We start from the raw sequence: 26,687 nt of genomic DNA on the forward strand, positions 1-26,687 counted from the left end.
AATACTCAGTATACGAGTAATGTTTGAATAAGAAAAATGAATGTTTATCATGCTTTTCATGAAAAATTTTAATGCAAAAGGTGGCAGAGCAAGATGAGCCTGAGCAAGTACGAAGTGTTTGTCACCGTGATCGAATCGGGGAGCTTGACCAGGGCGGGCGAAATTCTCGGCTTGACGCAATCCGCGATCAGTCACGCCCTGGCAAGTCTGGAGCGGGAATTTGGGTTTTCCATTTTGACGCGAGGTCGTTCCGGCATCAGTCTGACGAGCAACGGCGAGCGGCTGCTCCCTTATATGCGCGAGATGCTGCGCGCCCAAGAGCGGATGAAGCAAGAAGTTCATGCGATCAACGGCATGGAAGTGGGGACAGTCAGAATCGGGACGTTCACCAGCGTGTCCACCCAATGGCTGCCGGGCATTTTGAAACGGTTTCAGGACCAGTATCCCGCCATCGAAGTCAAGCTGCTGGAAGGCTATTACGACGGGATCGAAAGCTGGATTCAGGCGGGGGAGGTCGACATGGGCTTCGTCTCGTTGCCGACGACTGAGGAATTGGAATCCATCCCGTTGAAAAAGGACCAGCTGTACTTGCTCGTAACGAAGGAGCACCCGCTCTACGAGGAAGAGCGGGTGCACGTCAGCCGTCTGGCGGAAGAAACGTTTATCATGCCAAAAGCAGGCTGCGACAACGATATTCAGAGGCTGCTCGCCATGTATAAGCTACAGCCGCGCGTGAAGTACGAAGTGGGCGACGACCACGCCATTATCGCCATGGTGCAAAACGGCCTGGGAATCAGCATTCTCCCGGAGATGATCCTGTTTCGCCTCCCGCCCAACATCCGCATGATTCCGCTGGAAGGGGAGCATTATCGTTCTCTCGGCGTGGCAGCGACATCGTTTGAGAAGCAGTCGCCCGCAGCGAAGCGCTTTTTGCAGGTCGTAACCGAGTGGGTGCGCGAACAAGGATAAGTTGGCATTACGACGGCAAATCGCGCGTGGCGGGCACCGCCGCTTGTTTTTTTCGCAGAAACGGCAAGTACATGAGCGAAAAAATCGCGAAGGCAACTCCTTCAAGCGAGAGAAGGTACCACGGATACGGGCCAAGGAAGTCGATCAGGCTGGGATTTTCAGGTTTGTGCGAGACAAACAAGTAATTGCCCCCTGTCCAGCTGTTCACGGCGAGTGCCGCGACCAACAGCCCGTTCAGCAAGCCCATCGTCTTCCAGACGGAGCGGTAAGTCGGGCGATAGCCTTCGACCCACGTCATGTACAGGCAGGCGAGAACGATCCCTGCGTGAGCGAGAAAAAAATGCCAAAAGCGGAAGTGCGGGAACGGGTAAAACAGTTCTGGCGTAATCAATGCCTGCGCTGCACCGCCAATGCCCGCAAAAAACGTGACTTCAAACAAGCTGTAGCTTCTCGAAAGCAGCATGACGATCGCAAGCAACAAAGTGACGCTGCACAACTGCAACGGCAAAGTGTAGGCAGCCGACCAGCTTCCCGTATAGACATGCCAGAGCTGAAAGCCCACTTCCGTCAGCAGCAACAGCCCAGCCAGCGAAAAGCGGATCGTCCGCTTGGCAGCAGGTGCTTGCAGGCGGTGACGAAGCAAGTAAAGCAGGAGCGCTGTGCCAAAAGTGGCAAGCAAGGCGATGAGGTGCGACAGCGAAAAGAGTTGAAAAGGCGCACCGGAGATGAAGAGCGAAAAGTAAGGCGAGTTCATGAAAGCCTCCCAGGCGGTGTCTGTTTATCTGTTTATGTAAAAGGAAAAGCTGGGCAAGCCAGTTGCAAGGCGAGTGCAAGCTTTTCCTTTTGTAATTGAAAGAATTCACGAAATTTTAACACAAAGCTGCTTATTCCATATCAATCTTCGGTTATAATCTAAATAGACTAACGTACATCATTGAGAGGAGATATAGTCTTGAACTTGGTGCTCACAGAAAAACAATGCAAATCCTGCCAGGCTCGCTTGACAGAGTACGAAATCGAGAACAATGGTGCCCTCTGCATGGAGTGCTACAAAGAAGAACAAAGCGAGCAAAAGTAGCAGCACGACGCAAGTCAGCATGTTGCCACACGAATAAATAGATGTCTGACAGTCAAGGCCCTCTCCAAGCGGGAGGGTTTTTGAATTTCGGGGGAAACTTCCTAAAAAAGGATACCATACATTCGAGCAAATTGGAAAATATGGAAAAAACCATTGGCGCATGGCGTCCAATGGTTTTTGGCGTGGGCGTGCAAGCAAACTAGGCTTCCCAAAGCGAGGCTGATTGTTTGACTGTGATGGCATGTTTAGGGCTGCCAAAGCCACTCAATGTATTGTTGTGGTGGGCGATGATGTCTGGTGCCTTGAGGACGGAAGTGTCAGTGGTAGAGTGGCAATCTCCGACGAGAATCACGTCATAATCGTGAGAGATGGCACTTCTGCTCGTTGTATCAATACAATAGTTCGTCTGGAACCCGGCAATGATCAACTTTTCAATGGCGAGTGACTGCAACTTTTCATGCAAGCCTGTTTCGTAAAACGAGTCGGGCGTCATTTTATGAAACACCGGATCGGTTTCTTCCGGCTTGATGGAAGCGGGAATTTCCCACCCTGGCGATCCGAGAGCCAGTTCATCCGTTTCTCCGGTATTATGCTGTACGTAGAGAACAGGAAGCTCGCGAGTTCGCGCCTCGGCGATCATATGTTTGATCCGTTCAACGATTTCCTCGCCTTGGTGACAGTATTCCACGAGCAGGTTTTGCACATCGACAACGAGCAAGGCAGTCTTTTTCATCCGACAGTCATCCTCCCCACATATGATGAATCTCTCCCATTATAATCCAGATGGCAGGACAAGGGGAGAACGAAATCACGCCGAGCGAACTACTTTTCCGGCAGAGGAATGATCAGTTCACTCCGGCGGCTGCCGTCCTTGGCGCTCGCTTCGAACAGGATGAGCATGAGCGTGCTGTTCGGCTCGGCTTTTTTCACCTTGACCGTCTGGGTGAAGTCGCCCCATTCAGGAGCGCCGGAGGAGGTTTGGAAAAAGCCTTGGGTCAATTCGTTGTGCCCATCCTCCACGACGTAATTGACGACTGCTTCAAACACTTGCGCTTGCCCTTTGACTTCAAACGTGTCTTCCCCCGTCTTTTTCACGGTGACATTGCGAAAAATATCATTGGCATATACCGTTTCTTTTGTTTCAGGCTGCTCGGTAGGCGGTTTTTCAGCCGGAGTTTGCGGGTTAGAGGGAGCAGGCGTCTCAGGCTGTGCCGGAGTCTCGGGCTGCGTGGTTGCAGGCGGAGCTTCCGGGGCAGGGGGAGAGCTGGTGCAGCCTTGCAACAGGCCGACGGTCAACAAGACAAAAAGAAGTTTTTTCATAAACGTACCCCTCGATTCTGTAGAGATATGGCGAGTCTTGCTCTTAGTATGACGTAAAAAAGCCAAATTGTGTTTCAAACTACTGGTCATACCACTCCGATTCTGTGCTAGAATGGGGAGGTAGCATTAACCACTATTCCTAGAAAGCTGGTCTGATAAGAATGGTACAACAAACATTTCGCACGGAAAAAGACTTTCTTGGTGAAAAAGAAATTCCTGTAGATGCCTATTATGGTGTCCAAACCATGCGGGCAACAGAGAACTTCCCGATTACCGGATACCGTCTTCATTCTTCCCTGATCATCGCAATGGCTATGGTAAAAAAAGCAGCAGCCCTTGCGAATATGGAGGTTTCCCGTCTGAATCCGCGACTGGGCAATGCGATTGTGACTGCCGCGCAGGAGATCATTGAAGGGAAATGGCACGATCAATTTATCGTGGACCCGATCCAGGGTGGTGCGGGAACATCTATTAACATGAACGCCAATGAAGTGATCGCCAACCGCGGTCTTGAGCTTATCGGAGAGAAAAAAGGAGATTACTTCCATCTCAGTCCAAATACACATGTCAACATGTCGCAGTCGACCAACGACGCATTCCCGACTGCGATTCATATCGCGACGCTCGACTTGCTGGAAAAACTGCTCGTAACGATGGAGTCCATGCACGATGCATTTGGCCAGAAAGCAAAAGAGTTTGACGACGTCATCAAAATGGGGCGCACGCACTTGCAAGACGCGGTTCCGATCCGTCTCGGCCAGGAATTTGAAGCGTATCGCCGCGTGCTGGAACGCGACATCAAGCGGATCAAGCAATCTCGCCAGCATTTGTACGAAGTGAACATGGGCGCGACCGCTGTAGGGACAGGCTTGAATGCCGATCCGCGCTACATTACAACCGTTGTCGAGCATTTGGCAACCATCAGCGGCTTCCCGCTCGTAGGGGCGGAGCACCTGGTAGATGCGACGCAAAACACAGACGCGTACACAGAAGTGTCTGCTGCATTGAAAGTTTGCATGATGAACATGTCAAAAATCGCCAACGACCTGCGTCTGATGGCATCCGGACCGCGTGCCGGACTGGGCGAAATCTCGCTGCCAGCACGTCAGCCAGGATCTTCTATCATGCCAGGTAAAGTCAATCCGGTTATGGCCGAGGTGCTCAATCAAGTAGCCTTCCAAGTAATCGGAAACGACCACACGATCTGCTTGGCTTCCGAAGCGGGCCAACTGGAACTGAACGTGATGGAGCCAGTGCTTGTCTTCAACCTGCTGCAATCGATCAGCATCATGGACAACGCGTTCCGCGCGTTCACCCGCTACTGCCTGGAAGGCATCGAAGCAAACCGCGAGCGCATGAAAGAATACGTAGAAAAAAGCGTAGGCGTCATCACGGCGGTCAACCCGCATTTGGGCTATGAAACGGCTGCCCGCATCGCGCGCGAAGCGATCCTCACCGGAAAATCGGTGCGCGAGCTGTGCTTGCAGTACAACGTCCTGACAGAAGAAGAACTCGATCTCATTTTGGACCCGTTCGAGATGACCCACCCGGGCATCGCCGGCGCTTCCCTGTTGGATCGCCAGTAGAAGCAGCAAACGCAAGAAAACTCCCGCCCTTGTGCAAAACGAGGCAGCGGGAGTTTTTTGTTGCCGACAGAAGCAACAGGCTATCGCGCATGCGAGCGGCGAAGCCTGTTGATCTCGTCCAAAGCTTTTTATGGGGAGCTTTGCTGATGTTGCGGCAGTTGGTCGAGACTCTTGAACTCGTAGCCGCGCTTGCGAGCTTCGTCAATGATCGAGCCGAGCGCGTCGGCATTGTCCTTGGAGACGGAGTGCAAAAGAATCACCGCTCCCGGATGCAGCTGTCCCATTACGCTGTCGAAGGCGAAGCGGGAACCGCGCTGTACTTTTGTATCCCAGTCCTTGTAGGCAACTGACCAAAAGACGTTGGTGTAGCCGAGTTCCTTGCTGACCGCGAGAGTCCGGTCGCTAAAAATTCCCCGCGGGGGGCGGAGATAGCGCATGGTCGCCTGTCCGGTCACTTGGCTGACGGCTTCTTTGACCCGATTCAGCTCTTCCTTGATCTTTTCGTTCGGTACGGTGGTCATGTCAGGGTGACTCCAGGAGTGATTGCCAATCAGGTGCCCTTCCTTTGTCATCCGTTTCAACAACTCAGGCTGCTCCTTCACGTAATGTCCGGTCACGAAAAAAATCGCAGGGACCTTTTTCGCCTGAAGCGTGTCAAGAATGGCCGGGGTAAAGCCGTTTTCATATCCGTTGTCAAACGTCAAGTACAGCTCTTTTTTGCTGGTGTCGCCCAAAAAAACCGCGCCGTGCCGATCCACGATTCCTTTAAAGCCTTCCTCGTTAATAGAAGGAAGCTGTCCATTTTTGCTCTTTTTGAAGCCGAAATGGTACGGGTGATCCTGATAGGCGACCGCCGCGGAAAGCGGCAAGGTGAACGCCAACGCAAGCATGAGAATGACACCCGTTCTGAGGAGCCTTGTGCAGTGTGCTTTCATGATGCGATACTCCCTTCTTTGTCCATATCGTCATGACGGTCTCGCAGACGTTTCCATCCAAAGTTTGTCCAGTCCATCTGCAAATATGTAACAGCTGCGAAGCGCATGGCGACATCGATCAGCCAGAGCGAGGTGGCAAGATGTGTAAAAATCTACGCGCACAAAAGGGACAATCAACCATACATGCAAGCGGCAGCCGTCATATAGTATCAATGTCGACGGGAAAGCCGCTGACGAGGCTGTATGAAATCATCCGGTACCAGGAGGTGTAGTCATGGATTGGTTGCGGTATTTGCGTGACGCCGTTGGTGAGGACGAGGACATTGAAGAAATCGAAGTAAAAGTGGAATACGAAGATGGCACGAAGAAAAAATGGATCTTCTCGCGGAATCAAGATCCGGTCTTGGAAGACAACGACGACGAAGATGACGAGGACGAAGATTAATCATTCGATATAGCGAAAAAAGATACGCTCGCCAAGGCGTATCTTTTTTCTTTCGAAATCTGCTATCATGAAACATATTTTAGGAAGCAGGTACAGGCCATGAGCTTTTCAATCAGCCATCAAAAAATCAAAGAATGGTGCGGTCGCCTCTCCTACGAGCGGGGCAAAGCCTTTTATCGCTCGCAAAAGGTGAGCGTCGATACGTTTCAGCCTGAGCCGATGATCGTTCGGGCAACCGTTCAGGCAGGCAAACACGACTACCAGGTACATATGGAAGGGGATGAGGCAGGGATCGTGGCGACGTGCAGCTGTCCTGCGCTGCGTTCCTATGAACAGTATTGCCAGCATATTGCGGCTGTGCTGTTGACTGTGCGTGATCTGCCGCAGGATGAGTTTTCGCCAAAAGGGAGCCGCGTGAACACGCCAGCTTCCAGGGAAAGCGCGACGGCAGACCGGGACGATCAATTGACACAGGGCATCCTCGACTTGTTTGGCGGAGCAAGACGGCAGGGGACAAGGATGAGGAAGGTACTGCTTGACGAGCGGGCGGTACTGGAAGCGGAAATCATTTGCAAAATCGTGCCGTACGGCTATCGCAAAGCGGTGATCGGAATCGAGCTGAAGCTGGGACCAAAACGGCTGTACGTCGTCAAAAACATTCGGGACTTCCTGGCGAAAATGGAAAAAGGGGAGCCGTACGCCTTTTCCGCCCATTTTACTTACGATCCGAAGTGTCATCGCTTTTTGCAGGCGCATGAACCGATCATGGAAGAGCTTGTTCACGTCTATCATCATGAAAAGCTGTACCGCGAGACAGCAGGATACAGCTATCAGGAGGCAAAAGCGGCAGGCTCGGAGCGAACGCTGATTGTCCCGCCTTTTGCCTGGGACAGCTTGTTCGCTCACCTGCTCAAAGCTCCTGGCGTGCGCGTCGTACAGGGCGAGCAGACGTATGAAACGTTTCAGGCGCAAACCGGGAAGGTGCCGTTGCAGTTTGCATTCGATGCGGGTGACAGCGAAGCCGAATACCGTTTGACAGTCGAGGGCTTGTCCGGTTTGACCGTGCTTCGTGAATACGGATGTATTTTGCATGACGGCGTGTGGATGAAGCAGTCAACAGATGCCTGCAACAACCTGCAGCAGTTGAAACAAATGCTGGAAGCGCATCAAAGACAGGACATCGTCGTTCCGAAAGAGCAAATGGAGCCATTCATGACCAAGGTCGTTCCGGGCTTGATGAAGCTTGGCAGCGTCCGCATTGCCCAGCCTGTTGCCGACCGGATCGTGCAGACCCAGTTGAAGGCGAGGCTCTATCTCGACCGGATACGCGATCGGCTGCTGGCCGGACTGGAATTTCAGTACGGCGATATCGTCATCAATCCGCTTGTCACAGACACGAATGGACAGAACAGAGACAACGATCTGATCTTGATGCGCGACGGAGAGAAGGAGCAGCGGATTTTGGAACTGATGGAACAAAGCGCCTTCGTCCAGACGGAAGCGGGCTATTTTCTCGATGACGAGGAAGCCGAATACGAATTTTTGCACACGGTCGTGCCCGAGCTGGAAAAATGGTGCAAAGTGTACGCGACCACGGCGGTCAAGCTGAGGCTGGCTTCTATGCACGTTCCGCCAAAGGTCAAGGTAGAGATCAATGAGCGAACGAATTGGCTGGAAGTCCGCTTTGACGTGGAAGGCTTCCCGCCTACTGAAATCAAGCAATTGCTGCTCGCTTTGGAAGAAAAGCGCAAATATTACCGCCTGCCTACAGGGGCGCTCTTGCCTTTGGAGACGAAAGAATTTGAGCGGATCAACCAGCTTGTCGACGAAATCGGAGTGCGCCACGCCAACTGGATCGCCAGCGGCTTTGCGCTGCCGATGCTGCACGGCTTGCGCTTGCTGGACACGCCGCAGGACAAGACGGTGCAGTTCGGGAAAACGTTGCGCAGCTTTCTGGAAAATATGCGCAACCCGGACAACCTCGACTTCCGCGTACCGGACAGGATGGAACCAGTTTTGCGCGACTACCAGAAGTTCGGCTTCCAATGGCTCATGACGCTCGCCCATTACGGTTTTGGCGGCATTTTGGCGGACGATATGGGGCTTGGCAAAACGGTGCAAAGCATCGCGTACATGGTAGCCAAGCTCCCCGACATTCGCAGCCGCAAACAACCGATCCTGATCGTTTCGCCTGCCTCGCTTCTGTACAACTGGCGCAACGAGTTGAACAAGTTCGCTCCGGAGCTTGTAGTCCGCATCGTGGACGGGAGTCGGCAGGAACGGAATACGGCGCGCGAGGAAGCGGAAGCGGTGGATGTGCTGATCACGTCTTACCCGCTTTTGCGCAGGGATTACGCCGAATATGCCGAGCGCACGTTTCACACGCTGTTTTTGGATGAGGCGCAGGCGTTTAAAAACCATACTACCCAGACGGCGCAGGCTGTGAAGAGCATTCAGGCCGGGCAGCGCTTTGCCTTGACCGGAACGCCGATCGAAAACAGGCTGGAGGAACTGTGGTCGATCTACGACGTTGTGTTTCCCGAGCTGTTTCCCCAGCGCAAAGCTTTTCAGGACTTGCCAAGAGAAGTCATCGCCAAGCGGGCCAGACCGTTTTTGCTGCGCAGGCTGAAATCAGAGGTCTTGCAGGAGCTGCCGGAAAAAATCGAAACCTTGCAAGCGACGGCGCTTCTGCCGGAGCAGCAAAAGCTGTACATCGCCTATTTGGCCAAGCTGCAACAAGACGCCGTGAAGCACTTGAACGAGCAAACTTTTGACAAAAACCGGATCAAGATTTTGGCGGGCTTGACCAGACTTCGCCAGCTGTGCTGTCATCCAGCCCTGTTTGTCGAGGGCTACGAAGGCAGCTCCGCCAAATTCGAGCAATTGCTTGAGGTGTTGGAAGAATGTCTCGGCGCAGGCAAGCGCGTCCTGCTCTTTTCACAGTTCACGGAGATGCTCGCCATCATTGGTCGGGAGCTTGGCGATCACGGCATTCCGTTTTTTTATCTGGATGGCAACACGCCAGCCGCCGAACGGATTGAACTGTGCAACCGATTCAACGACGGAGAATGCGACTTGTTCCTCATGTCGTTGAAGGCAGGGGGGACGGGTCTGAATTTGACGGGAGCGGACACGGTCATTTTGTACGATCTGTGGTGGAATCCGGCCGTTGAGGAGCAGGCAGCAGACCGGGCGCACCGGATCGGCCAGAAAAGGGTCGTCCAGGTCATCAGACTGGTGGCTCAAGGGACGGTCGAAGAAAAGATGTACGAGTTGCAGCAAAAGAAAAAGCATTTGATCGAGGAAGTCATCGCCCCCGGAGAAGCAGCGATTTCGACGATGAGCGAAGAAGACCTGCGGGAAATTTTGATGATATGACCAAAAAGCGGCCAGTCTGCCAAGTTGCGCAGAACGGGTCGCTTTTTCGTTGGAGGAATTGGCAAACTGCCAAGGATATTTGTCCGTTTCGTCAACCTGTATACACGAATATTTTATGAAGAAGGTGAGCGCTTGAATTAGGAACACGGGGGGAATGGAATGGAACAGTATGTGATCAAACCATGGGACACTAGAGATGGAAGCGAGCCCACTCCTGTCGATTGGGATATGCAAGTACCTCCGGAAGTAGATGCAGTCGCTGAGCTTGTCATAAAGGAATACGACATGACCGTTCACAACAGGACATTGATTACCTCGAAGCCTGACAAAGGCGGTGCCATCTGGCGAATCGAGACGAACAAAGGCCCGCGCAGTCTGAAAGTGCTCCACCGGACGCCAGAGAGAAGCCTCTACAGCGTAGGTTTGCAGGAATACGTAGTCAGGCAGGGAGCAAGGGTGCCAGCGCTGATTCCGGCCAGGGACGGGAAGCTGTTTGTGGAGAAGGGCGGAAAGCTGTGGATTGTCACCGACTGGATTTCCCTTGAACCAGCGGCCAAAGTCGACCTGACAGGGGCGCAGGAGCTGTGCTACGGCTTGGGCGAATTTCATCGGCACACCAAAGGGTACGTGCCGCCAGCAGGGGCCAAAAACTCTTCCCGTCTGTATCGCTGGCCCAACTACTATCAAAAGATCGCCAAAAAAATCGGCTGGATGCGTGAAATGGCCAAAGCGTATCGGGAAACGGCGGCAAGCGGTCCGATCTTGGCGGTCGTCGACAAATACGAACAGCAAGCAATCGCAGCACTGGAGCGGCTGAAAGCATCTTCCTATCCGAAAATGGTGCAAATGGGCGAGCCGCACTGGGGATTGGTTCACCAGGACTACGGCTGGTCCAATGGACAGAACGGACCTGGCGGACTGTGGGTTATCGACCTGGACGGCGTGGCGTACGACTTGCCGTTTCGCGACCTGCGGAAGCTGATTACCAGCACGATGGACGACATGGGTGTCTGGGACGTGACATGGATGAGAGGGATGATCGAAGCGTATCACCGGGCGAACCCGCTCGATCGTGAGTCCTTCGAAATCCTGCTGCTCGATATGTCCGTGCCAAACGAATTTTACAAGCATTTAAAAGAAATGTTTTACGATCCGGTCACCTTCCTGAACACCGAGGCAGAGGGTATTTTGCAGCGGGTTGTGGCAACCGATCAGACAAAAGACCAGGCGCTTGCGGAGTTGGCCAAAGACAGCAGTCAATACCAGCCAGGCAATTACACGCAAGTGGTTGTACCGCGTTCACCGGAACGGCAATCGCTTGCGAGTACAGAGAATCAGGCCAACTGGCAGCTTGCTGACCAAATGCAGCTTCCTGCTCAAAGTCAAGTTCCAGAGCAAAGTCAAGTGCTTGTGCCTGTCGCGGAAGAAAAAGCGGTACTGGCAGCAGACGCCCGCCGACCAAAAGCGAAGGTCGAGAACAAGCCAGACGAAGTCAAGGCGAAAAAGGCGCTGCGCATTCCTGAGCCTGAGCCGATCCGCGCCGCTACAGTGAAGAAGCCGCAGGAGCCGAAGGAGCGAGAAAAGGCGCGGCCGGAAACGCGCAAAGAGCCGGTCAAGCAAGAAAAAGAACGCACTCCGGTTGCTGTCCAAACAACTACTCCTCCGTCAGGCTGGTTCATCAAGGCCCCGGTTGTTACACCCGTTGAAAAAGCGGAGCCTGCCAAGCAACAAGGCCCGCGCCTGAAAGCAAAAGTAGCACCCGCAAAACGTGCAAAGACGGGAGATAAGCCAGTCAAGAAGAAAGCGTCCAGTCAGGGAAGCAAACAAAGCGCAACGAACAAAAAAGCGGTTGCCAAAAAAGCAATTACAAAGCTGCAAGCAAAAAAACCGCTCAACAAGTCTCCCAAAACGAGCGAAAAAGCAAAAGCAGGGAACCAAGTGGTAGCAAAGTCCGGTTCTCCCCGGAAAACTCAGCATGCAGCCGTCACGCATCCATACAAAAAAACGGCAGCTCCAAGCCGGAAATCAGCCAGCAGCCAAGCAAAAAAGCCGCGTTCGGCAAAAGCGCAAAAAACAGGCAGAAACATGCTGTGAGTCGCAATAGGAAAGGAGAATTCGGATGAAGGTAGTCATGATCTGTACGGAAAAACTGCCCGTTCCTCCGGTGCGGGGCGGTGCGATCCAGACGTATATAGCGGGAATCGCGGACACGCTGGGACAGCACCATGATTTGACCATTCTCGGGACGTCTGACCCGACTCTCGCCATGGACGAAAGGGTGCGGAACGTCCGTTATGCGCGTGTGCACGGACTCGGCGTGTTCGAAATCTACGCGCAGGAAGTGCTCGCGTTTTTGCGGGCGAATGCGTACGATGTCATCCACGTGTTCAATCGGCCGCGGCTCGTGCCGATGATTCGGGAAGTGTGCCCGAATGCGCGAATCGTGTTGAGCATGCACAACGACATGTTTGATGCCGCCAAAATCTCTCCGGAGGACGCGGCGCAAGCCATTGCCAGCACATCAAAAATCATCACGATCAGCGATTATGTCGGCCGCGTCATCGCGTCGCTCTACCCGCAAGCCCAAGGCAAGCTGCGCACGATCTATTCAGGCGTCGATTTGCAGACGTTCGTACCGTGGGAAAGCTCGCAGACCGCGCGAAAAATTCGTCAGGAACTGCGGACTGCGCACAATTTGGGAAACAAGCAAGTCATTTTGTTCGTCGGCAGGCTCACCCCGAAAAAAGGGGCGGACATTCTGGTGCGGGCGATGAATGAGCTTGGTGCCCATCATGACAATCTGGCGCTGGTGCTCGTAGGCGGTTCGTGGTACAGCGTCGACAAGATCAGCGATTACGTAGCGTATGTACGCGCGCTCGCCGATCGTTTGCCGATTCCGGTCATTACGACTGGATATGTGGCAGCAGAAAACATTCACCACTGGTTTTGGGCGGGAGATATTTTCGTCTGTCCTTCGCAGTGGGAGGAGCCGCTTGCTCGCGTCCATTACGAAGCGATGGCCGCAGGGTTGCCGTTTGTGACGACGAAGCGCGGTGGAAACGCAGAAGTCATCATCAGAGGAAACGGGCTTTTGGTGGAAGAACCGGAGAATCCGCAGTCGTTTGCCACCCAGTTGAAACAGTTGCTCGCCAGTCGTGAGTTGCAGCGCAAAATGGGCAACAGCGGCAGGAAACTGGCAGAGCAACGCTTTACGTGGAATCGGGTGGCCGAGGAAGTGCTGGATGTATGGAGGAGCTTGTCGTTTGAAAACTGACGGGAGACAAATGCCCACTTTCACGAGACGGGATCGGAGAAGTGGGCTATGGCTCGTTTTTTTTCTCGCAGAAAAGACAAGCCTACGTTTTCTTATTCAAGCCTTCGAGAGCTTGTCCAAAACAACAAAAGCTGTCGCTGCAAAAAGCAGCTCCCACTCCTGGGGTGTTTTTGCATAAAGAGGACGTCGCATGAGGCAAAGGAGTGGGAGAACGGGGGAAGGCGCGTACCTTACAAAGCTTTTGCCGATCCTTCGATCACTTTCAATACGACGGGTTCAGCCTCGTCTTCTTCGTGCGTGGCAAATGCCTCGGCCGGAGGTGGAGCATCCGGGATGATCGCGGCAATGCGGTTCAGCGGAATGAGAATACAAGTTCCGTGGTTGGCGTCCAGCGCAAGCTCGATGATTCCATCGTCTACTCTCTTTAGTTGTCCGACCCGATAAGGGCGGCTGTCCGGCCCCCAGTCGGAAGTAAGGATCACTTCGATGGTCCGGTTTTGCCGCATGCATTTTTGCAGTTCCTTGCGCAGTCCAGCCACGCTTTCCTGCTCGGGAGTATCCTCTGCTTCTACGTCCACTTTGACAATCGGAGCGGGAATGACCAACGGCTTGGGCGCTTCGAACTGGACGATTGGCGCTTCTACCTGAACGGTCGGGGTGGCGCTGGTGACGGATACATGAGGAGCAGGCGTCGTCACTTTCACCTGAGGAGCGCGCACGTGGAGGCGGACGATTCGGTGCAGCCTGTCTAGCAAGCGGTTGGCAGTCCGGCTACCGGGCTGACGGCGTCTGCTGCTCGCGGCTGACTTCGCTCTGGCCTTCTTTTTGGCTGATTTCAAGAGAATACACCTCCTACTGTCTTGCTTTATCCTATTCAGCACAAAAACGGACCGAAATGGACAAATACCCGCAGAGAACGAAAATCAGGCAGGAAAACATCGGTAAATTTAGCGGAAATTTTTAAAATCAAATGGAAAATCGTGTATACTATTCAGGTAATCTCAAAAAGAGAGATGGAGGATTTACCATGAATCAAATGCCAATGACCCCAATGGGAGTGGGGAAATTATTGGACAAAAGCTTTAACGTTTACCGTCAGCACTTCGGAGCGTTCTTTCTCCTGGCTCTTATTTGGTTTGGTCCTTTTCTGCTGGTGCAGCAGTTGCTCCTGATCGATGTCAGCAGCATTCCGCTGCTCATGCAGGATACGGAAGGGCTGGAATTTTGGGAAGCAATGGGTGAAAAGTTTGGTGGTCAGGAAGATTTGCTCACCCAAAACGTAGCCATGATGCTTCTGTATGCGTTCGTCGTTGCGCCGTTGACGATGGTTGTTGCCTATCCGCAATTGATCGCGGGTGCCACGTTCATGACGAAGTCTGCGTTGGAGGAACAGCCTGTTGATTTGAAGGCGGGATTGAAGCAAGCATTGGGCAGATTTTGGCCGCTTGTGGGGAGCACGATTGTTTACGGCTTGCTGGCAGTCGCCTTGACGATCGGTTTTCTGCTCGTCTTTATGCTCATCGGCTTCTTGCTGGTGCTGGCTACCGGAAATTCGATCGAAACGTTCTTCGATTCCGACAGCACGTTGAGTCCGTTTATTTTTATCGTTGTCTTTTTGTTCGGCTACATCTTGTTTTTGGCCGGAATCGTTCTCGTCCCGGGTTATTTCCTGCTCAGATGGAGCTTTTACCTGCCGCTCGTCCTGTTTGAAAGAAACGGCATCGGGATCGACAAAAGCTGGAATTTGACAAAAGGAAATTTTTGGCGATTGTTTGCGATCTACCTCGTGCTCAGCATTCTGTATTCGATCTTTTCCGGCGGCATCCAGGTGGCTGTCATGGGCATTATGGGAACGTCTGTCATCTCCCAAATCATCATGGTCGTGCTCAGTTGCCTGCTGATGCCGTGGATGGCGATTGTTTATGCGCTCGCCTACTTCGATTTGCGCGTCCGCAAAGACGGCACGGACCTGGAAGCCCTCATGAGCAAACAACTGGATCAAGATATCGACCGCCTTTTGGCAAAAGATTCAGGAGCTACCCATGAGTAACGCAAACCCTTGGACAGCGGACAAGGAGCATTTGCAGGAAATTTTGCAAAGGGACGAATTTCACGCTCTTCAGGACAACGGGCCAAGCCTCTGGGAGAGAGTGATCGATTTTTTGATCGACTTGATTTCCAAACTTTTTTCGTGGTCAGAAGTTCCGGCGGGGGCTGCCACGACGGCATCCACCGTTGTCCTGATCGTCGGAGCATGCTTGCTGATCGCGGTCATTTTTTGGCTGTTCCGCAGAATGGTATGGGAACAAAAGCGGCAGTCGCCCCTGTTCGTTCACGGTGAAAAAATTCGCACGCACGCCGATTACTTGCGGGAAGCAAAAGAATGCGCTGCCCGCGGTGATTGGCGTGCAGGGGAGCGCTCGCTGTTTTTGGCGCTGCTTGTCTACATGCAAAAGCAGTCGTGGATTCGGATCGAGCAATGGAAGACGAACTGGGAATACGCAGCGGAAATCGAACTCAACCAGCCGCAGGCAGAAGGGCAGTTTCGCCGTTTTGCGCGCGCCTTCGAGCAGGCTTGGTACGGGCAAGTAGAAGTAGATCAATCCGGCTATGCAGAGCGGATTCGCGAGCTGGAGCAGATTTTTGGCAAGGAGGGACAGCATGAATAGCCTGAGAACGTATCGGATCGGCATCATCGTGGCGATCGTGCTGCTCATCGTCGTCGGCTGGTTTGTGGTCAAGCCCGCAGCGACCCACTTGCCGCCTTACCTGGCGTCTTCCGCTCAGCCGGACGGAATCAAGGCTGTACTGCTTTTGCTGGAAGAGAAAGGCGGACGGGTCAAGGAATGGCGGCAGCCCACTCACATGCTGCCGACAGCGTCTGGACAGGCGCTTCTGGTCGTGGAGCCGCAAAGCTTGACGGACAAGGAACAGGAGTCCTTGCTTGATTGGGTCGAGAACGGAAACGACCTGCTTCTGTTTTCCGAGCATCCAATCGATTGGGAAGATTTGCCCTTTGAGCCGAAATTCAGCGAAGGTGCAAGCAAAGAACGCAATATTCAAGGCCAGGGACTGCCAGAAGGACAGAGCGGAAAAGCCAGGACGCTTGTCAGATGGCAGGAAGCAGATGGGCTGGAGCCGCTGTTTTATGACGAGCAAGGGATTCTTGCAGGCAAAGTCGAGCTGGGGGCTGGAAGCGTCTCGTATTTTCTCGTCCCGGATTGGTTGACGAACCGCAAAATAAACGAATTGTCCCATTTTGAGGCGGTATGGCCGCATTTGCAAGAAAACTGGTCCGTGATCTGGATAGACGAATATCACCACGGGTTGCAGGAGACGCCGGGTTTGCTGGCGATTTATCCCGGCTGGCTGGTGGCGACCATCATTCAGCTGTCGCTTGTGTTGCTGTTGTTCGTCTGGTGGAAAGGGAAACGGTTTGGCCCTGTCTACACTTTGCGCGAATGGACGGTGCGACGCGGGGACGAAACGCTTCTCGCCGTGGCGAGCTGGTATGAGCGGCGAAGCCTTGCGCGTGATGCGCTCGCGCACAGGGAGGCGTACTTGCGCCAGTTGCTGCACGACCGCTGGGGGATTCACCAAAAAGCGGACCGCGCACAAATTTTGCACAGTGCCAAGCAGCGGTGGAGCGAACCGCGCGTCCAGAAGCTCGCTGATGTGCTGGAGCGTCTGGAACGAGTGCGCAGCCAGGAGAAATACTCGGCGAAGCAGCTTTTGGCAGACAGTCTTTTGCTGGATGAAATGATTACGGAATTAATGAAGGAGTGACGTATACATCGTGGAGCCATTGTTGCAACAGATGGAAAAAGAATTGGTTGGACAACGCCAAAACATCCGGCTGCTCGTGACCGCCTTGCTCGCTGGCGGCCATGTTTTGCTGGAAGGAGTGCCGGGAATCGGAAAGACGAAAATGGTTCGTGCTTTGTCGGGACTGATCGGCGGGGAGAGCAGACGAATCCAGTTTACGCCGGACATGATGCCTTCTGACATCATCGGCCATGTCGTATTCAACATGCAGGACAATCGCTTCGAGACGATCAAAGGCCCTGTCTTTGCCAATTTGCTCCTGGCAGACGAGATTAACCGCACGCCGCCGAAAACCCAGGCAGCTTTGCTGGAAGCGATGGAAGAAGGGCAAGTGACGATTCACGGCGTCACGTACCCTTTGCCCGATCCGTTTTTCGTCGTCGCGACACAAAACCCGGTGGAGTACGAAGGAACTTACGTGCTGCCAGAGGCGCAGCTCGACCGCTTTTTGTTCAAGCTGACGATGCAGTATCCGTCGCACGAAAGCGAGAAGCAAATCCTGATTCAACACGCGCCGTTTACGCGAAAGCAAGAAGAAAAACAAGCGCCAGTCTACAGTCTGGACGATATTTTGGCACAGCGCCGCAAGCTGCAAGACGTTGTGGTCGACGATTCGATTTTCGAGTACATTACCACCTTGATTCGCAAGACGCGAGAAACGAAGCGGCTGCTGCTCGGAGCCAGCTCGCGCGCGGGGATTGCCGTTTTGATGGCCAGCAAGGCTTGGGCGCTTCTGGACGGCAGAGAGTATGTGACGCCGGATGATGTGAAGATGGTTGCCCGGCCTGCCTTGAGGCACCGTCTCATCCTGTCACCCCAGGTAGAATTGGAGGGGGGTACCAGTGACCACATCATCGAAGAAACGTTGGCCGCTATCCCGGTTCCTCGCTGATTTGTTGGCAGACCGCTTCGTTTTGCCGACGAAGCGGCTGCTCGTGCTGTTGCTGCTCGGCGCGCCGATTGCTATCGTCGGCTTTGTGCTTCAGGCGGGCTTTACGGCATTTTGGCTGTACAACGCCTTGATCTTGCTGGCGAGCCTGTTTGATTGGCTGACGCTGCCCAAGCGCAAGGACCTGGAGCTTCGCCGCGTGCTTCCTGAGCAAAGCGATATGGGACAGTCGTTCATGGTCGAGGTGGAGCTGGCAAACAAAAGCGGTCAGTCCGTGTCTTTTGTTCTCCAGGATGACCTGCCGCTGTCTTTTGCGGAAACAGGGCCGATCCATGGCATCATGGAAAGCGGCGAATCGCGTATCAGCTACCAGACGCGCGGCACGGAGCGGGGGCGTTATGATTTTCGCTGGCTGTACTTGCGCTGGAGCGGAAAGATCGGGTTGTGGCATCGGCAAAGCCGTTTTGCTGCTCCCCAGGCGATCAAAATTTACCCGGACTTGTCACAAGTTCGCGGCTATTTGAACTCGTTGCAGGAAAGCTTGATTGTCGACGGCAAAAAAATTGTGCGGCGGGCGAGGGCGGGCTCTGAATTTCATGCGATCCGCGAATACGTGCCGGACGATGATCCGCGCACGATCAACTGGTCGGCGTCTGCGCGCTCCAGGCGTCTGATGACGAACCAGTATCGGCCGGAGCACGGGAAAGTCATTACGATTCTCGTCGACTGTGGCAGGCTGATGGGAGTGGAGCTGAACAACCAGAGCAGGCTTGACCAGTCGCTGGAAGCGGCAATCACGCTCGCCGCTGTCGCACTGCGTCAGGGAGATCAGGTAGCGTTTCTGGCTTACTCGCATGAGATCAAGAAGTACATACCGCCAGGGCGAGGCATGGGGCATTTGCACACGATTTTGGAAGCGAGCTACGACTTGTCCCACGATTTTGTCGAGGCAGACCCGGCCAAGGCGCTGGAGTTTATGCATCGCCAGCAAAAGCGGCGCAGCTTGATGGTGCTTTTTTCCGACATGGAAAATTACCTGGTGGAAGATTTGCTCGTCGGCTATTTGTGGAAAATGCGCCGATCGCACTTGTTTTTGCTGCTCTCGCAAGCCGATCCGGTGCTGCACGAGTGGAGTCGCGTCCCGGTGGAAAACAGCCGATTGGCGTACGTCAAGGCAGTCGCACAGCGTTTTCAGCTCGACCGCAAAGCTTTTCAACAAAAAATGACCGGCGCGGGCATCCAGGTACTCGATGTTCCGGCCGATCAGTTGACGCTCGCGGTGATCAATGCTTATTTGGATATAAAAGCGCGCGAGGCATTGTGAGCCTGGCGTCTTCGCCCGAAAAAGTACCAGAGGGCGAGCAACAGCATGGTGGCAGCCGCGACGAGGTATTTGACCTCCAGGGACAGCGAGGAAGGTGTGATATAGCCTTCAATGATCCCCGCCACAAACAGCAGCGGCAAAGTGGCGAGCAACAGCTGGGCTGATTCCTTGGCTGCCTCCAAAAACTGATGTTTGCGGTCGTAGCGGCCTGGCACAAGCAGACGATAACCCATGTGCAAGCCTGCTCCTCCGGCGATGAAGATCGCAGTCAGCTCAATGACGCCGTGCGGCAAGATGTACGCCCAGAAAGCGTAGCTGCTGTCGGCTTGAAAATAGACGGCAGCCAATGCTCCGACCAACAGTCCGTTGAACAGCAGCAAATAGATCGGAACGAGTCCGAACGTAATCCCGCTCACAAAAGCGAGAATGGCGACTTTCATGTTATTGGTCATGATCATCGTAGAAATAACGGGACTGTTGATGGCGTCGTGCCCCTCGCCGAGCCTGGACGGATCGATCTGCTCGGCCATTCCCTGCGGCAGCACGTAGTACAGGTTGAGCGGATCAGCCAGCACCGCGACGAATCCCGATACGCCGCCGATCACAAAAAGCAGGGCGGCCATCCCGATGAAGCTGATCCGAGTGTGCATCAGCGCAATCAGATGGACGCCGAAAAAATGTCTGAGCTGCTGCCAGCTCCCGGACTGCTGCTTGTACGTCAAGTTGTGGGCGCGGGAGACGAGCTGATTGAGGTAAAGCGTGATTTCGTCTGCTGGATGATACGAGCGAACCAGCGCCAGATGAGCGGAAGCTTTTTTGTACAAATGGGTCAGACGATCTATGTCTGCGGCTGTGATGTGCCGTTGCTTGCGGGTGAATCGTTCGACCAGTTGTTCCAGTTCGGCCCAAGCTGCTTTATGCTTGTGCCAAAACGAGGTAATATCCATGGATATGGCCTCCTTATCTAGTAAAATGAGAGGGAGAAGCGAACCGGCATGAATGAAAATCCATCCATGAACCAGGCGAGCCGAGAAGCGTCTGTTGTCACACCTGAGCATGTCATGCTGCGATTCCAGACAGCGGGATTGGGCAGTCGTGCCGCCGCTCAGCTCATCGACACCGTCATTTTGTTCCTGGTTAATCTTACTGTATTTATTGTGATCGGTATAGTCATTTTTGGGAGAAAAGATAATTTTTTCCTGGATGCGGACAACTATGCATTCGCGATCGGGCTCTTCCTGATTTTTGTCCTCAACTTCGGCTATTTCTTGTTTCTGGAGGCGCTCTGGTCGGGACAAACCGTGGGGAAAAGATGGATGGGGATTCGCGTCATCCGCGACAACGGCCAGCCAGCGACGTTTTTGTCTTCGACGATTCGCAATCTGTTCCGCATCATTGACGGCCTCCCATCCGGCTATTTTCTCGGGGCACTGGTCTCGTTTTTTCATCCGCGAGACAAGCGCATCGGCGATCTGGTCGCAGGTACGATCGTCGTGGTAGAGGGTGGCGGACGCACTGGCCTTTTCCAAAAAAACAAGCGCAAAAAAGCGGAGAGCCTGGCGTCGTTCCAAGAGCCGCTACTTCTGACCGAAAGCCAAAAACAGTCGTTCACACGGGAGGACTGGGTGCTCCTTTCTACCTTTATGACGAGACAAGCGACGCTGTCAGAAGACAAGAAGCTGGAGCTGGGAAGACAGCTCGCAAGCATGCTGCAAAAGAAGCTGGACTACAAGGAAGAGCATGCCGTTTCCGGGGAGCCGCTCCTGTTTTTGCAGCAGCTGTACCGTACGCTGGAAAGAGAGTGGACTCTGGGAAAATAGCGATAACCAGGCGGGCCCACCCACTTTGATGAATACGTGGAGAGACTTGCAACCGAAAAGAGCAGATATCGTCGCAACGAATCGCGATGGTATCTGCTTTTTTTGACCAAAAATTCCACTTTTTTCGCAAACGGTTTGTCGAAAAATAATCTATGTTATAATAAAACCTCATTCTATGTCACAGAAAGGAGGAGGGGGCCGATGAACGACAAATACATGGGAACTTCATCGACTTCGTCAACTACGTTGCCACTCCCGGCGAACGGGAAGCAGGCGGGAAGACGCAAACGAGGCAGCCTGCTGCAGGCATTGTTTCCCTCCAGAACAGAAGGCAAGCGACCACTGCTGCCAATCGCACTCGCTGTACTGGTTTGGGTAGGACTTGCTTATGCAGGTTACGCCTTTGCTGCCCATACGCTGGACAAGCAGCAGCAATTTGTGAACCTGCGGATCAATCAGATACAAGAAGAGAACCAGAAGCAGATGCAAGCTTTGGGAGAGCAGCTGGTGACGGTGCAGGACGAGATGAAAGCGGTGCAGGCTGGTCTTGGCAATCTGGAGGAAGACCTGCAATTGACAGGCGAAACAATCGGCGGAACGAACAAAACAAAAGAAGCCTTGCAGGATCGGATTGACCAGCTGAACAAGCAACTGGTTGATTTGAAGGCGTCGCTGAAAAAACTGGAGGATGCCGCTCGTGCTTGGTAAAGTCAACCGCTTTTTCCTGTTCCTGCTGGCACCAGCTCTCGGCTTCCTCGTTGCCTTTTCCACGATCCAGCCTGCGGAAACGTTGCAGGCAGAAGGTTTGGCGCTCTCGGCACACGAATCGAAAAAGCTGGCGGATGACTTGGGGCAGCAATTGGATGACACGAAGACAAAGCTGCGCAACGTCGAGATTGTCGTGGAAGATATTCGCGATCGCGCCAAGGCGGAGCAAAAAGATTACGAAGAGCAAAACAAGCACATCAACAACTTGCTTGTGACGAGCAGATCGCAGACACAAAAGTCGGCGGATGTGCTGGACACGATTTTGTCGAACATGCTCGGCAATCCAATCGGGCAGTCTTTCGGGAAAAAGTCGACCGTCAAAGTATATTCGCTGCAAGAAGCGGGCTATCGCGGATATATGGCGAAAGTTCGCCTCCAGGACCCGAGCGCCTTGAAGATGGTCCTGGCGAACAACTCGGTCAAAAGCAAAGGCGAGACGACAAGCCATGCCGGCAAGCGCACGGGAGCTGTTCTGGCGATCAACGCCGGAGGCTTCATGAGCGACAGCAAAGGCTATCTCCAGCCGCTCGGCATTACCGTTGTTGACGGCAAGATTCGCACGTTTTCCAACAATTCGAATCTGAGCTTCGTCGGCTTCAACAACAAAGGCCACCTGGTGGGAGCGAACATCAAGACCCAGGCGCAAATTACCCAGCAGGGCATTTTGCAAGGGGCGAGCTTCTTGCCAAGGCTGCTCCAGGACGGGAAACGCTTGCCGATTCCGCGCGCCTGGGCGAACGCTCGCCAGCCGCGCACGCTCATCGGTCACTTCGATAACGGCGACTTGCTCGTCATCGTGATCGACGGCAGAAGAGAAGGCTGGAGCAATGGGGTTACGCTCGAAGAAGCACAGCGCAAATTGCAAGAATTTCACGTTGTCGATGCATACAATCTCGATGGCGGCGGTTCCAGCGCGTTTTATTACAACGGCAAACTGTTGAACAAGCCTTCTGGCGGGAAGGAACGGCCTGTTGTCAGCAATCTGGTGATCATGCCGTAAATCAAAAAACGATTGGAATGATGCACACTCTTCCGACGAGGCACAGCACTCGCGTTCGGGAGAGTGTTTTTTTCTTGGCAAGAGAGCGGACGGGTTGACCGGAAAAAATGCTGAAAATTATAATAATAGCAAAAGGAAGCAATAACCAGGGGGGATCGTATGAAAAAAAGGACAGTGCTAGCCCTCTCGTTCGTTGTCGTTTGTTCGCTTGCGCAGTTTGCCATTGCCAAAGTTCCCGGCGTTCCGGAAGGCGTAGATGGCGCCACAAAAGGAATCGTAGCGGTCTCCCACCCTGCGGCCGCACAGGTTGGCCGCGACATTTTGGCCAAGGGCGGAAATGCCATCGATGCCGCTGCCGGAATCCAGCTGGCGCTCAATGTGGCAGAGCCGTACATGTCAGGAATCGGCGGCGGTGGTTTTATGCTGATTTACTTGAAGGATCAGAATAAAATTACGATCATCGACAGCCGCGAAGTCGCTCCGGCCAAGGTGACCGCTGACATGTTTCTGCAAGCGGACGGAAAGCCGATCCCGTTTGAACAGCGGCACACTAGCGGCAAGGCAGTCGGTGTGCCCGGGACTTTGCTTGGCGTGGCAGAAGCGCTGGACGATTACGGTACGTGGGATTTGCCGCAAGTGCTTGCACCTGCCATCGAGCTGGCGGAAAAAGGCGTGCGCGTCAACTGGGTGACGGCAGACTACATCGCCAAGTCGCGCGACAAGCTCGAAAAGTATGCGACTGCGGCGAAGGTGTTCCTTCCACAAGGACAACCGCTTGCGGAAGGGCAAATTCTCGTGCAGCCCGATCTGGCAAAAACGTTGAAACTGATTCGCGACAAAGGACCGGACGCCCTGTACGCAGGGGAAATTGGGCAAGCGCTTGTCCAAGAAGTGCAGCGCACAGGCGGCACGATGACGATGGATGACCTCAAGGCTTACCAGGTCAAGGAACGGGAGCCGATCCGCGGCATGTTTCGCGGCTATGAGGTGATCTCCATGGCTCCGCCCAGCTCGGGTGGCTTGACCATGATCCAGATTTTGAAGCTGATGGAAGGGTACAACAACCAGCAGGACGGCTTCGGGTCCGTGACCTATTTGCATCATCTGATAGAAGCGAACCATCTCGCATACGCTGACCGGGCGGCGTACATGGCAGACGAGGATGTGTATCCCGTGCCCAAGCAGGGACTGCTCCACGACGATTACATAAAAGAACGGCGCAAGCTGATTGGAGAAGAAAAAGCCAATTCGCAAGTAACGGCTGGCGATCCGTGGCGGTTCGATCCTGGTCGCAAGCCTGAGGTTGCCTTCAAGCTGATCGACAATTCGCCAGTCAAGCAGACGACTCATTTTTCCGTTATGGACAAATGGGGCAATCTCGTCTCGTACACGACAACGATTGAGGACGTCTTTGGCAGCGGTGTGATGGTGCCAGGCTACGGCTTTATGCTCAACAATGAGCTGACCGACTTTGACGCGGTACCTGGAGGTGTCAATCAGGTGGAGCCTGGCAAGCGCCCGCGCTCCAGCATGACACCGACGATCGTGCTGAAAGACGGGAAGCCGTTCCTCGCTATCGGTTCGCCAGGCGGATCGACGATTATCGCTTCCGTGTCACAGACGATTCTGAATGTGATTGACCACGGCATGAGTATTGAGGAGGCAATCCGTGCGCCACGCCTTTTTTCCAGCGAATATCCGCATGTCTCCTGGGAAGCGGGGATTGACCAGGATGTCATTTTGCAGTTGATGGCAAAAGGTCATGTTTTCGCCGAGGAGCCGACGGATATCGGCAATGTGCAGGCGATCGTCTACGATTTTGAGACAGGCAAAATGTACGGGGGAGCGGACAATACGCGAGAAGGGACTGTGCTGGGCGTCGACGCCATCGCCTATACAGCCGCTGAACCGCCGGAAGTTTCGTATGAAGCGGGAGGGCCGTTTGCCATCTCGGTAAATGGGCAGACGTACCCTTTTTTGGCCGAGCAAAAGCTGGTCGCAAAAGGCATCGCGTATGTGCAAGCGGACAAATTGCTGCTCGGTTTGGGCGCGGGCTCAGAAGACTTCCGTTCAGACGCCCTCACCGTAAACGGCACGGAGTATCTCCCGGTCAAAAAAGTCGCGGAAAAGCTCGGATATGCCGTTAGCTGGGATGAGCGCGCGCGAGTGATCGCCTTGAACAAATAAATTCGCATGAGCGAAAGGTGGAAGCGACATTGAAAAAAGTATTGGTACTCGGGGGAACCCGCTTTTTTGGCAAGCGTCTTGTGCATCTGCTGATTGAATCGGGAGCAGATGTGACTGTGGCGACGAGAGGCTTGACCGAGGTAGACTTGCCGCCGCAGGTGAAGCGGCTTGTAGTTGACCGCGACGATAAAGCTTCGCTGGCAATCGCGGGGGAAGAGCAGTGGGATATCGTGTACGACAACATTTGTTATTCCTACCAAAATGCGCTGGACGCATGTGAAGTTTTTCGCGGCAAGGTCGGCAAATACGTGTTGACCTCTACCTTGTCCGTCTATGATTATGCGGAGCAGGCGCTGAAAGAGGAGGAGTTTGATCCGTATACGTATCCGCTGCGCCCGGGAACTCGCGAGGGCGTCAGCTATCAGGAAGGCAAGCGCCAGGCCGAAGCGGTATTTTTCCAGACGGATGCCTTTCCTGTTGTCGCCGTGCGTTTTCCGATCGTGCTTGCGGAAGAGGACTACACGCGCCGACTGCATTTTCACGTTGAACATGTCCACGAGGAACAGCCGATCGGGCTGGAAAATCCGCAAGCGACCATGTGCTTTATTCACGCTGGCGAAGCCGCGAGATTTTTGCAATGGGCGGGAACGGGCTCTGTGACAGGGCCAGTCAATGCCAACTCGCACGGCACGGTGACGTTGCAAGCTTTGCTCGACAACATTGCGCAAGCCGTGGGGAAACCGGCGCGCATTCAGCCAGAAACCGCTCCTTCCGACCAGTCGCCTTTTGGATTTCCCCATTCCTTTTTCATGGACAACAGCAAGGCAGCTGCCGCAGGATTTGCCTTTTTGACCCTCGAATCTTGGCTGCCAGCGCTTATTCAGACGATTGCAAAAGAAACAATGCATGCAAAAGCGTGACAATCCGTCCTTTTTTTTCGTCTAACTCCATGGTAAGGTAAAGCAGAACATATGTGTCTGTATGGAACCAGGAGGACAGGTCATGAACAAGAATCGCACCAATGGTCTTGCCATCGTCGCCGCATTATCCGTAGCGCTGCTCAGTGGATGTGAGGCACCATCGCTGGATGGATTGCTCTCGACAAACAATCCGTCCCAGCCAGCAGGGAATACAGCGACAACGGCAGATGGTACACAAACAAACACAGCGGAGCCAACCGCGGGAGATTCCTCTCGCAGCAAATGGGCATCACTGGCGGAGACAATCCAGGACGTCAATGGAGTCCCGACGGTTACGAACCCGACTGATCTCGCCGTTGTCGTAAACAAGAAGCGGGCCTTGCCTGCTGACTATATTCCACCTGATCTGGTGGAGCCGAACGTCCCGTTTCCTTTTGATGAAAAAGTGGAAAAACGCATGATGCGCCAAGAAGCCGCCCAGGCGCTGGAGGAACTGTTTGCAGCTGCCAAGCAGGATGGCATCGAGCTGTACGCGGTTTCCGGCTATCGTTCGTACAAGACGCAAAAATCGTTGTACGAGACGTATGTACAGACACAAGGAGCGGAGCACGCCGCGGCGTACAGCGCTGTGCCAGGAAAAAGCGAGCATCAGACAGGGCTTGCGATGGACGTCTCTGGCGCCGATGTGAAAACGAGGCTGGAGGAATCGTTTGGAGAAATGCCGGAAGGGAAATGGCTGGCCGAGCATTGTGGTGAGTACGGCTTCGTCATCCGCTATTTGAAAGGCAAGGAAGACACGACAGGATACGCCTATGAGCCATGGCATTTGCGCTATGTAGGAAAAGACATGGCGAAAGACATCATGGCAGCGGGCCTGACGCTGGAAGATTACTTGTCTGCAAAGGCAACGGCTCAAAAGTAACCACCTCCCTTTCAGCGAAAATGTCTCGCCGCTTTCACAGAAAAAAG

At 53.8% G+C, this 26,687-nt stretch carries 24 protein-coding genes; 18 read left to right on the top strand and 6 right to left on the bottom strand.

Annotated features, from left to right (window positions below; genetic code table 11):
- The first annotated feature begins 93 nt into the window (after nucleotides 1-93).
- On the top strand, nucleotides 94-969 hold the full coding sequence (locus EDM60_RS17450; RefSeq protein ID WP_122965110.1) for a LysR family transcriptional regulator: 876 nt from the start codon (nucleotides 94-96) through the stop codon (nucleotides 967-969).
- Between the two features lie 7 nt (nucleotides 970-976).
- Here EDM60_RS17450 and EDM60_RS17455 read toward each other — a convergent pair whose 3' ends face one another.
- A complete protein-coding gene (locus EDM60_RS17455; protein WP_122965111.1) occupies nucleotides 977-1,723 on the bottom strand; it encodes a YwaF family protein in 747 nt (248 codons plus the stop codon).
- Nucleotides 1,724-1,921: 198 nt separating this feature from the next.
- On the opposite strand from EDM60_RS17455, the gene EDM60_RS29465 reads away from it, so the two are divergent.
- Nucleotides 1,922-2,047 (top strand): hypothetical protein, encoded by a 126-nt coding sequence (locus EDM60_RS29465; RefSeq protein WP_255679085.1) that lies wholly within the window; start codon nucleotides 1,922-1,924, stop codon nucleotides 2,045-2,047.
- 199 nt (nucleotides 2,048-2,246) lie between these two features.
- On the opposite strand, the gene EDM60_RS17460 is transcribed toward EDM60_RS29465, so the two are convergent.
- Entirely contained in the window at nucleotides 2,247-2,780 is a 534-nt protein-coding gene (locus EDM60_RS17460) for a cysteine hydrolase family protein (protein WP_122965112.1), read from the bottom strand.
- Nucleotides 2,781-2,869: 89 nt separating this feature from the next.
- Nucleotides 2,870-3,367, bottom strand: a complete 498-nt coding sequence (locus EDM60_RS17465) for a Gmad2 immunoglobulin-like domain-containing protein (protein ID WP_122965113.1) — start codon at nucleotides 3,365-3,367, stop codon at nucleotides 2,870-2,872.
- Between the two features lie 161 nt (nucleotides 3,368-3,528).
- Here EDM60_RS17465 and aspA point away from each other — a divergent pair, with 161 nt between their 5' ends.
- On the top strand, nucleotides 3,529-4,953 hold the full coding sequence (gene aspA, locus EDM60_RS17470; RefSeq protein WP_217365361.1) for an aspartate ammonia-lyase: 1,425 nt from the start codon (nucleotides 3,529-3,531) through the stop codon (nucleotides 4,951-4,953).
- Nucleotides 4,954-5,081: 128 nt separating this feature from the next.
- Here the strand turns inward: aspA and pdaA are convergent, their stop codons facing one another.
- Nucleotides 5,082-5,888, bottom strand: coding sequence for a delta-lactam-biosynthetic de-N-acetylase (gene pdaA, locus EDM60_RS17475; protein WP_122965115.1), 807 nt, complete (start codon nucleotides 5,886-5,888; stop codon nucleotides 5,082-5,084).
- 274 nt (nucleotides 5,889-6,162) lie between these two features.
- Between pdaA and EDM60_RS28715 the strand changes: the two genes are divergently transcribed.
- From EDM60_RS28715 to EDM60_RS17490, 4 genes are all read left to right on the top strand, one after another.
- Nucleotides 6,163-6,333, top strand: a complete 171-nt coding sequence (locus EDM60_RS28715; RefSeq protein ID WP_167470324.1) for a hypothetical protein — start codon at nucleotides 6,163-6,165, stop codon at nucleotides 6,331-6,333.
- Between the two features lie 99 nt (nucleotides 6,334-6,432).
- Entirely contained in the window at nucleotides 6,433-9,711 is a 3,279-nt protein-coding gene (locus tag EDM60_RS17480; RefSeq protein WP_122965116.1) for a DEAD/DEAH box helicase, read from the top strand.
- A gap of 159 nt (nucleotides 9,712-9,870) precedes the next feature.
- On the top strand, nucleotides 9,871-11,805 hold the full coding sequence (locus EDM60_RS17485) for a CotS family spore coat protein (RefSeq protein WP_122965117.1): 1,935 nt from the start codon (nucleotides 9,871-9,873) through the stop codon (nucleotides 11,803-11,805).
- A 25-nt stretch (nucleotides 11,806-11,830) separates the two neighbouring features.
- Entirely contained in the window at nucleotides 11,831-12,985 is a 1,155-nt protein-coding gene (locus EDM60_RS17490) for a glycosyltransferase family 4 protein (RefSeq protein WP_122965118.1), read from the top strand.
- 230 nt (nucleotides 12,986-13,215) lie between these two features.
- Here the strand turns inward: EDM60_RS17490 and EDM60_RS17495 are convergent, their stop codons facing one another.
- A complete protein-coding gene (locus EDM60_RS17495; protein ID WP_122965119.1) occupies nucleotides 13,216-13,824 on the bottom strand; it encodes a hypothetical protein in 609 nt (202 codons plus the stop codon).
- A gap of 188 nt (nucleotides 13,825-14,012) precedes the next feature.
- Here EDM60_RS17495 and EDM60_RS17500 point away from each other — a divergent pair, with 188 nt between their 5' ends.
- The 5 genes from EDM60_RS17500 to EDM60_RS17520 are packed head-to-tail and all read left to right on the top strand — an operon-like array spanning nucleotide 14,013 to nucleotide 19,023.
- Nucleotides 14,013-15,035, top strand: coding sequence for an ABC transporter ATP-binding protein (locus EDM60_RS17500; RefSeq protein ID WP_122965120.1), 1,023 nt, complete (start codon nucleotides 14,013-14,015; stop codon nucleotides 15,033-15,035).
- Nucleotides 15,028-15,654 (top strand): DUF4129 domain-containing protein, encoded by a 627-nt coding sequence (locus EDM60_RS17505; protein WP_122965121.1) that lies wholly within the window; start codon nucleotides 15,028-15,030, stop codon nucleotides 15,652-15,654. Before EDM60_RS17500 ends, EDM60_RS17505 begins: the two co-directional genes overlap by 8 nt.
- The gene (locus tag EDM60_RS17510) at nucleotides 15,647-16,771 is read left to right on the top strand and encodes a DUF4350 domain-containing protein (RefSeq protein ID WP_122965122.1); all 1,125 of its coding nucleotides are present in this window, start codon (nucleotides 15,647-15,649) and stop codon (nucleotides 16,769-16,771) included. The genes EDM60_RS17505 and EDM60_RS17510 overlap by 8 nt, the downstream gene beginning before the upstream one ends.
- A 10-nt stretch (nucleotides 16,772-16,781) precedes the next feature.
- The gene (locus EDM60_RS17515; protein WP_122965123.1) at nucleotides 16,782-17,702 is read left to right on the top strand and encodes an AAA family ATPase; all 921 of its coding nucleotides are present in this window, start codon (nucleotides 16,782-16,784) and stop codon (nucleotides 17,700-17,702) included.
- Nucleotides 17,653-19,023: a DUF58 domain-containing protein gene (locus EDM60_RS17520; RefSeq protein WP_122965124.1), complete on the top strand. Its 1,371-nt coding sequence runs from the start codon at nucleotides 17,653-17,655 to the stop codon at nucleotides 19,021-19,023. Before EDM60_RS17515 ends, EDM60_RS17520 begins: the two co-directional genes overlap by 50 nt.
- On the opposite strand, the gene EDM60_RS17525 is transcribed toward EDM60_RS17520, so the two are convergent.
- Nucleotides 18,990-19,970 carry a stage II sporulation protein M gene (locus tag EDM60_RS17525; RefSeq protein WP_122965125.1) on the bottom strand — a complete coding sequence of 327 codons (981 nt, stop codon included), beginning with the start codon at nucleotides 19,968-19,970 and terminating at the stop codon, nucleotides 18,990-18,992. The two genes, EDM60_RS17520 and EDM60_RS17525, sit on opposite strands and share 34 nt — an antisense overlap.
- A 48-nt stretch (nucleotides 19,971-20,018) precedes the next feature.
- Here EDM60_RS17525 and EDM60_RS17530 point away from each other — a divergent pair, with 48 nt between their 5' ends.
- The 6 genes from EDM60_RS17530 to EDM60_RS17555 all read left to right on the top strand — a co-directional run bounded on the left by EDM60_RS17530 (nucleotide 20,019) and on the right by EDM60_RS17555 (nucleotide 26,640).
- Entirely contained in the window at nucleotides 20,019-20,843 is an 825-nt protein-coding gene (locus EDM60_RS17530; protein ID WP_122965126.1) for an RDD family protein, read from the top strand.
- A 201-nt stretch (nucleotides 20,844-21,044) separates the two neighbouring features.
- Entirely contained in the window at nucleotides 21,045-21,551 is a 507-nt protein-coding gene (locus EDM60_RS17535; protein WP_122965127.1) for a coiled-coil domain-containing protein, read from the top strand.
- Nucleotides 21,541-22,611: a phosphodiester glycosidase family protein gene (locus EDM60_RS17540; protein ID WP_122965128.1), complete on the top strand. Its 1,071-nt coding sequence runs from the start codon at nucleotides 21,541-21,543 to the stop codon at nucleotides 22,609-22,611. The genes EDM60_RS17535 and EDM60_RS17540 overlap by 11 nt, the downstream gene beginning before the upstream one ends.
- Before the next feature lie 159 nt (nucleotides 22,612-22,770).
- Nucleotides 22,771-24,798: a gamma-glutamyltransferase gene (gene ggt / locus EDM60_RS17545; protein ID WP_122965129.1), complete on the top strand. Its 2,028-nt coding sequence runs from the start codon at nucleotides 22,771-22,773 to the stop codon at nucleotides 24,796-24,798.
- A 29-nt stretch (nucleotides 24,799-24,827) separates the two neighbouring features.
- Nucleotides 24,828-25,718, top strand: a complete 891-nt coding sequence (locus EDM60_RS17550; RefSeq protein WP_122965130.1) for an NAD-dependent epimerase/dehydratase family protein — start codon at nucleotides 24,828-24,830, stop codon at nucleotides 25,716-25,718.
- 82 nt (nucleotides 25,719-25,800) lie between these two features.
- Nucleotides 25,801-26,640 (top strand): M15 family metallopeptidase, encoded by an 840-nt coding sequence (locus EDM60_RS17555; protein WP_122965131.1) that lies wholly within the window; start codon nucleotides 25,801-25,803, stop codon nucleotides 26,638-26,640.
- The last annotated feature ends 47 nt before the right edge of the window (nucleotides 26,641-26,687 follow it).

Origin of the sequence: Brevibacillus parabrevis (assembly GCF_003710905.1) — a bacterium.
In the GTDB taxonomy this organism is placed as follows: Bacteria; Bacillota; Bacilli; order Brevibacillales; family Brevibacillaceae; genus Brevibacillus; species Brevibacillus parabrevis.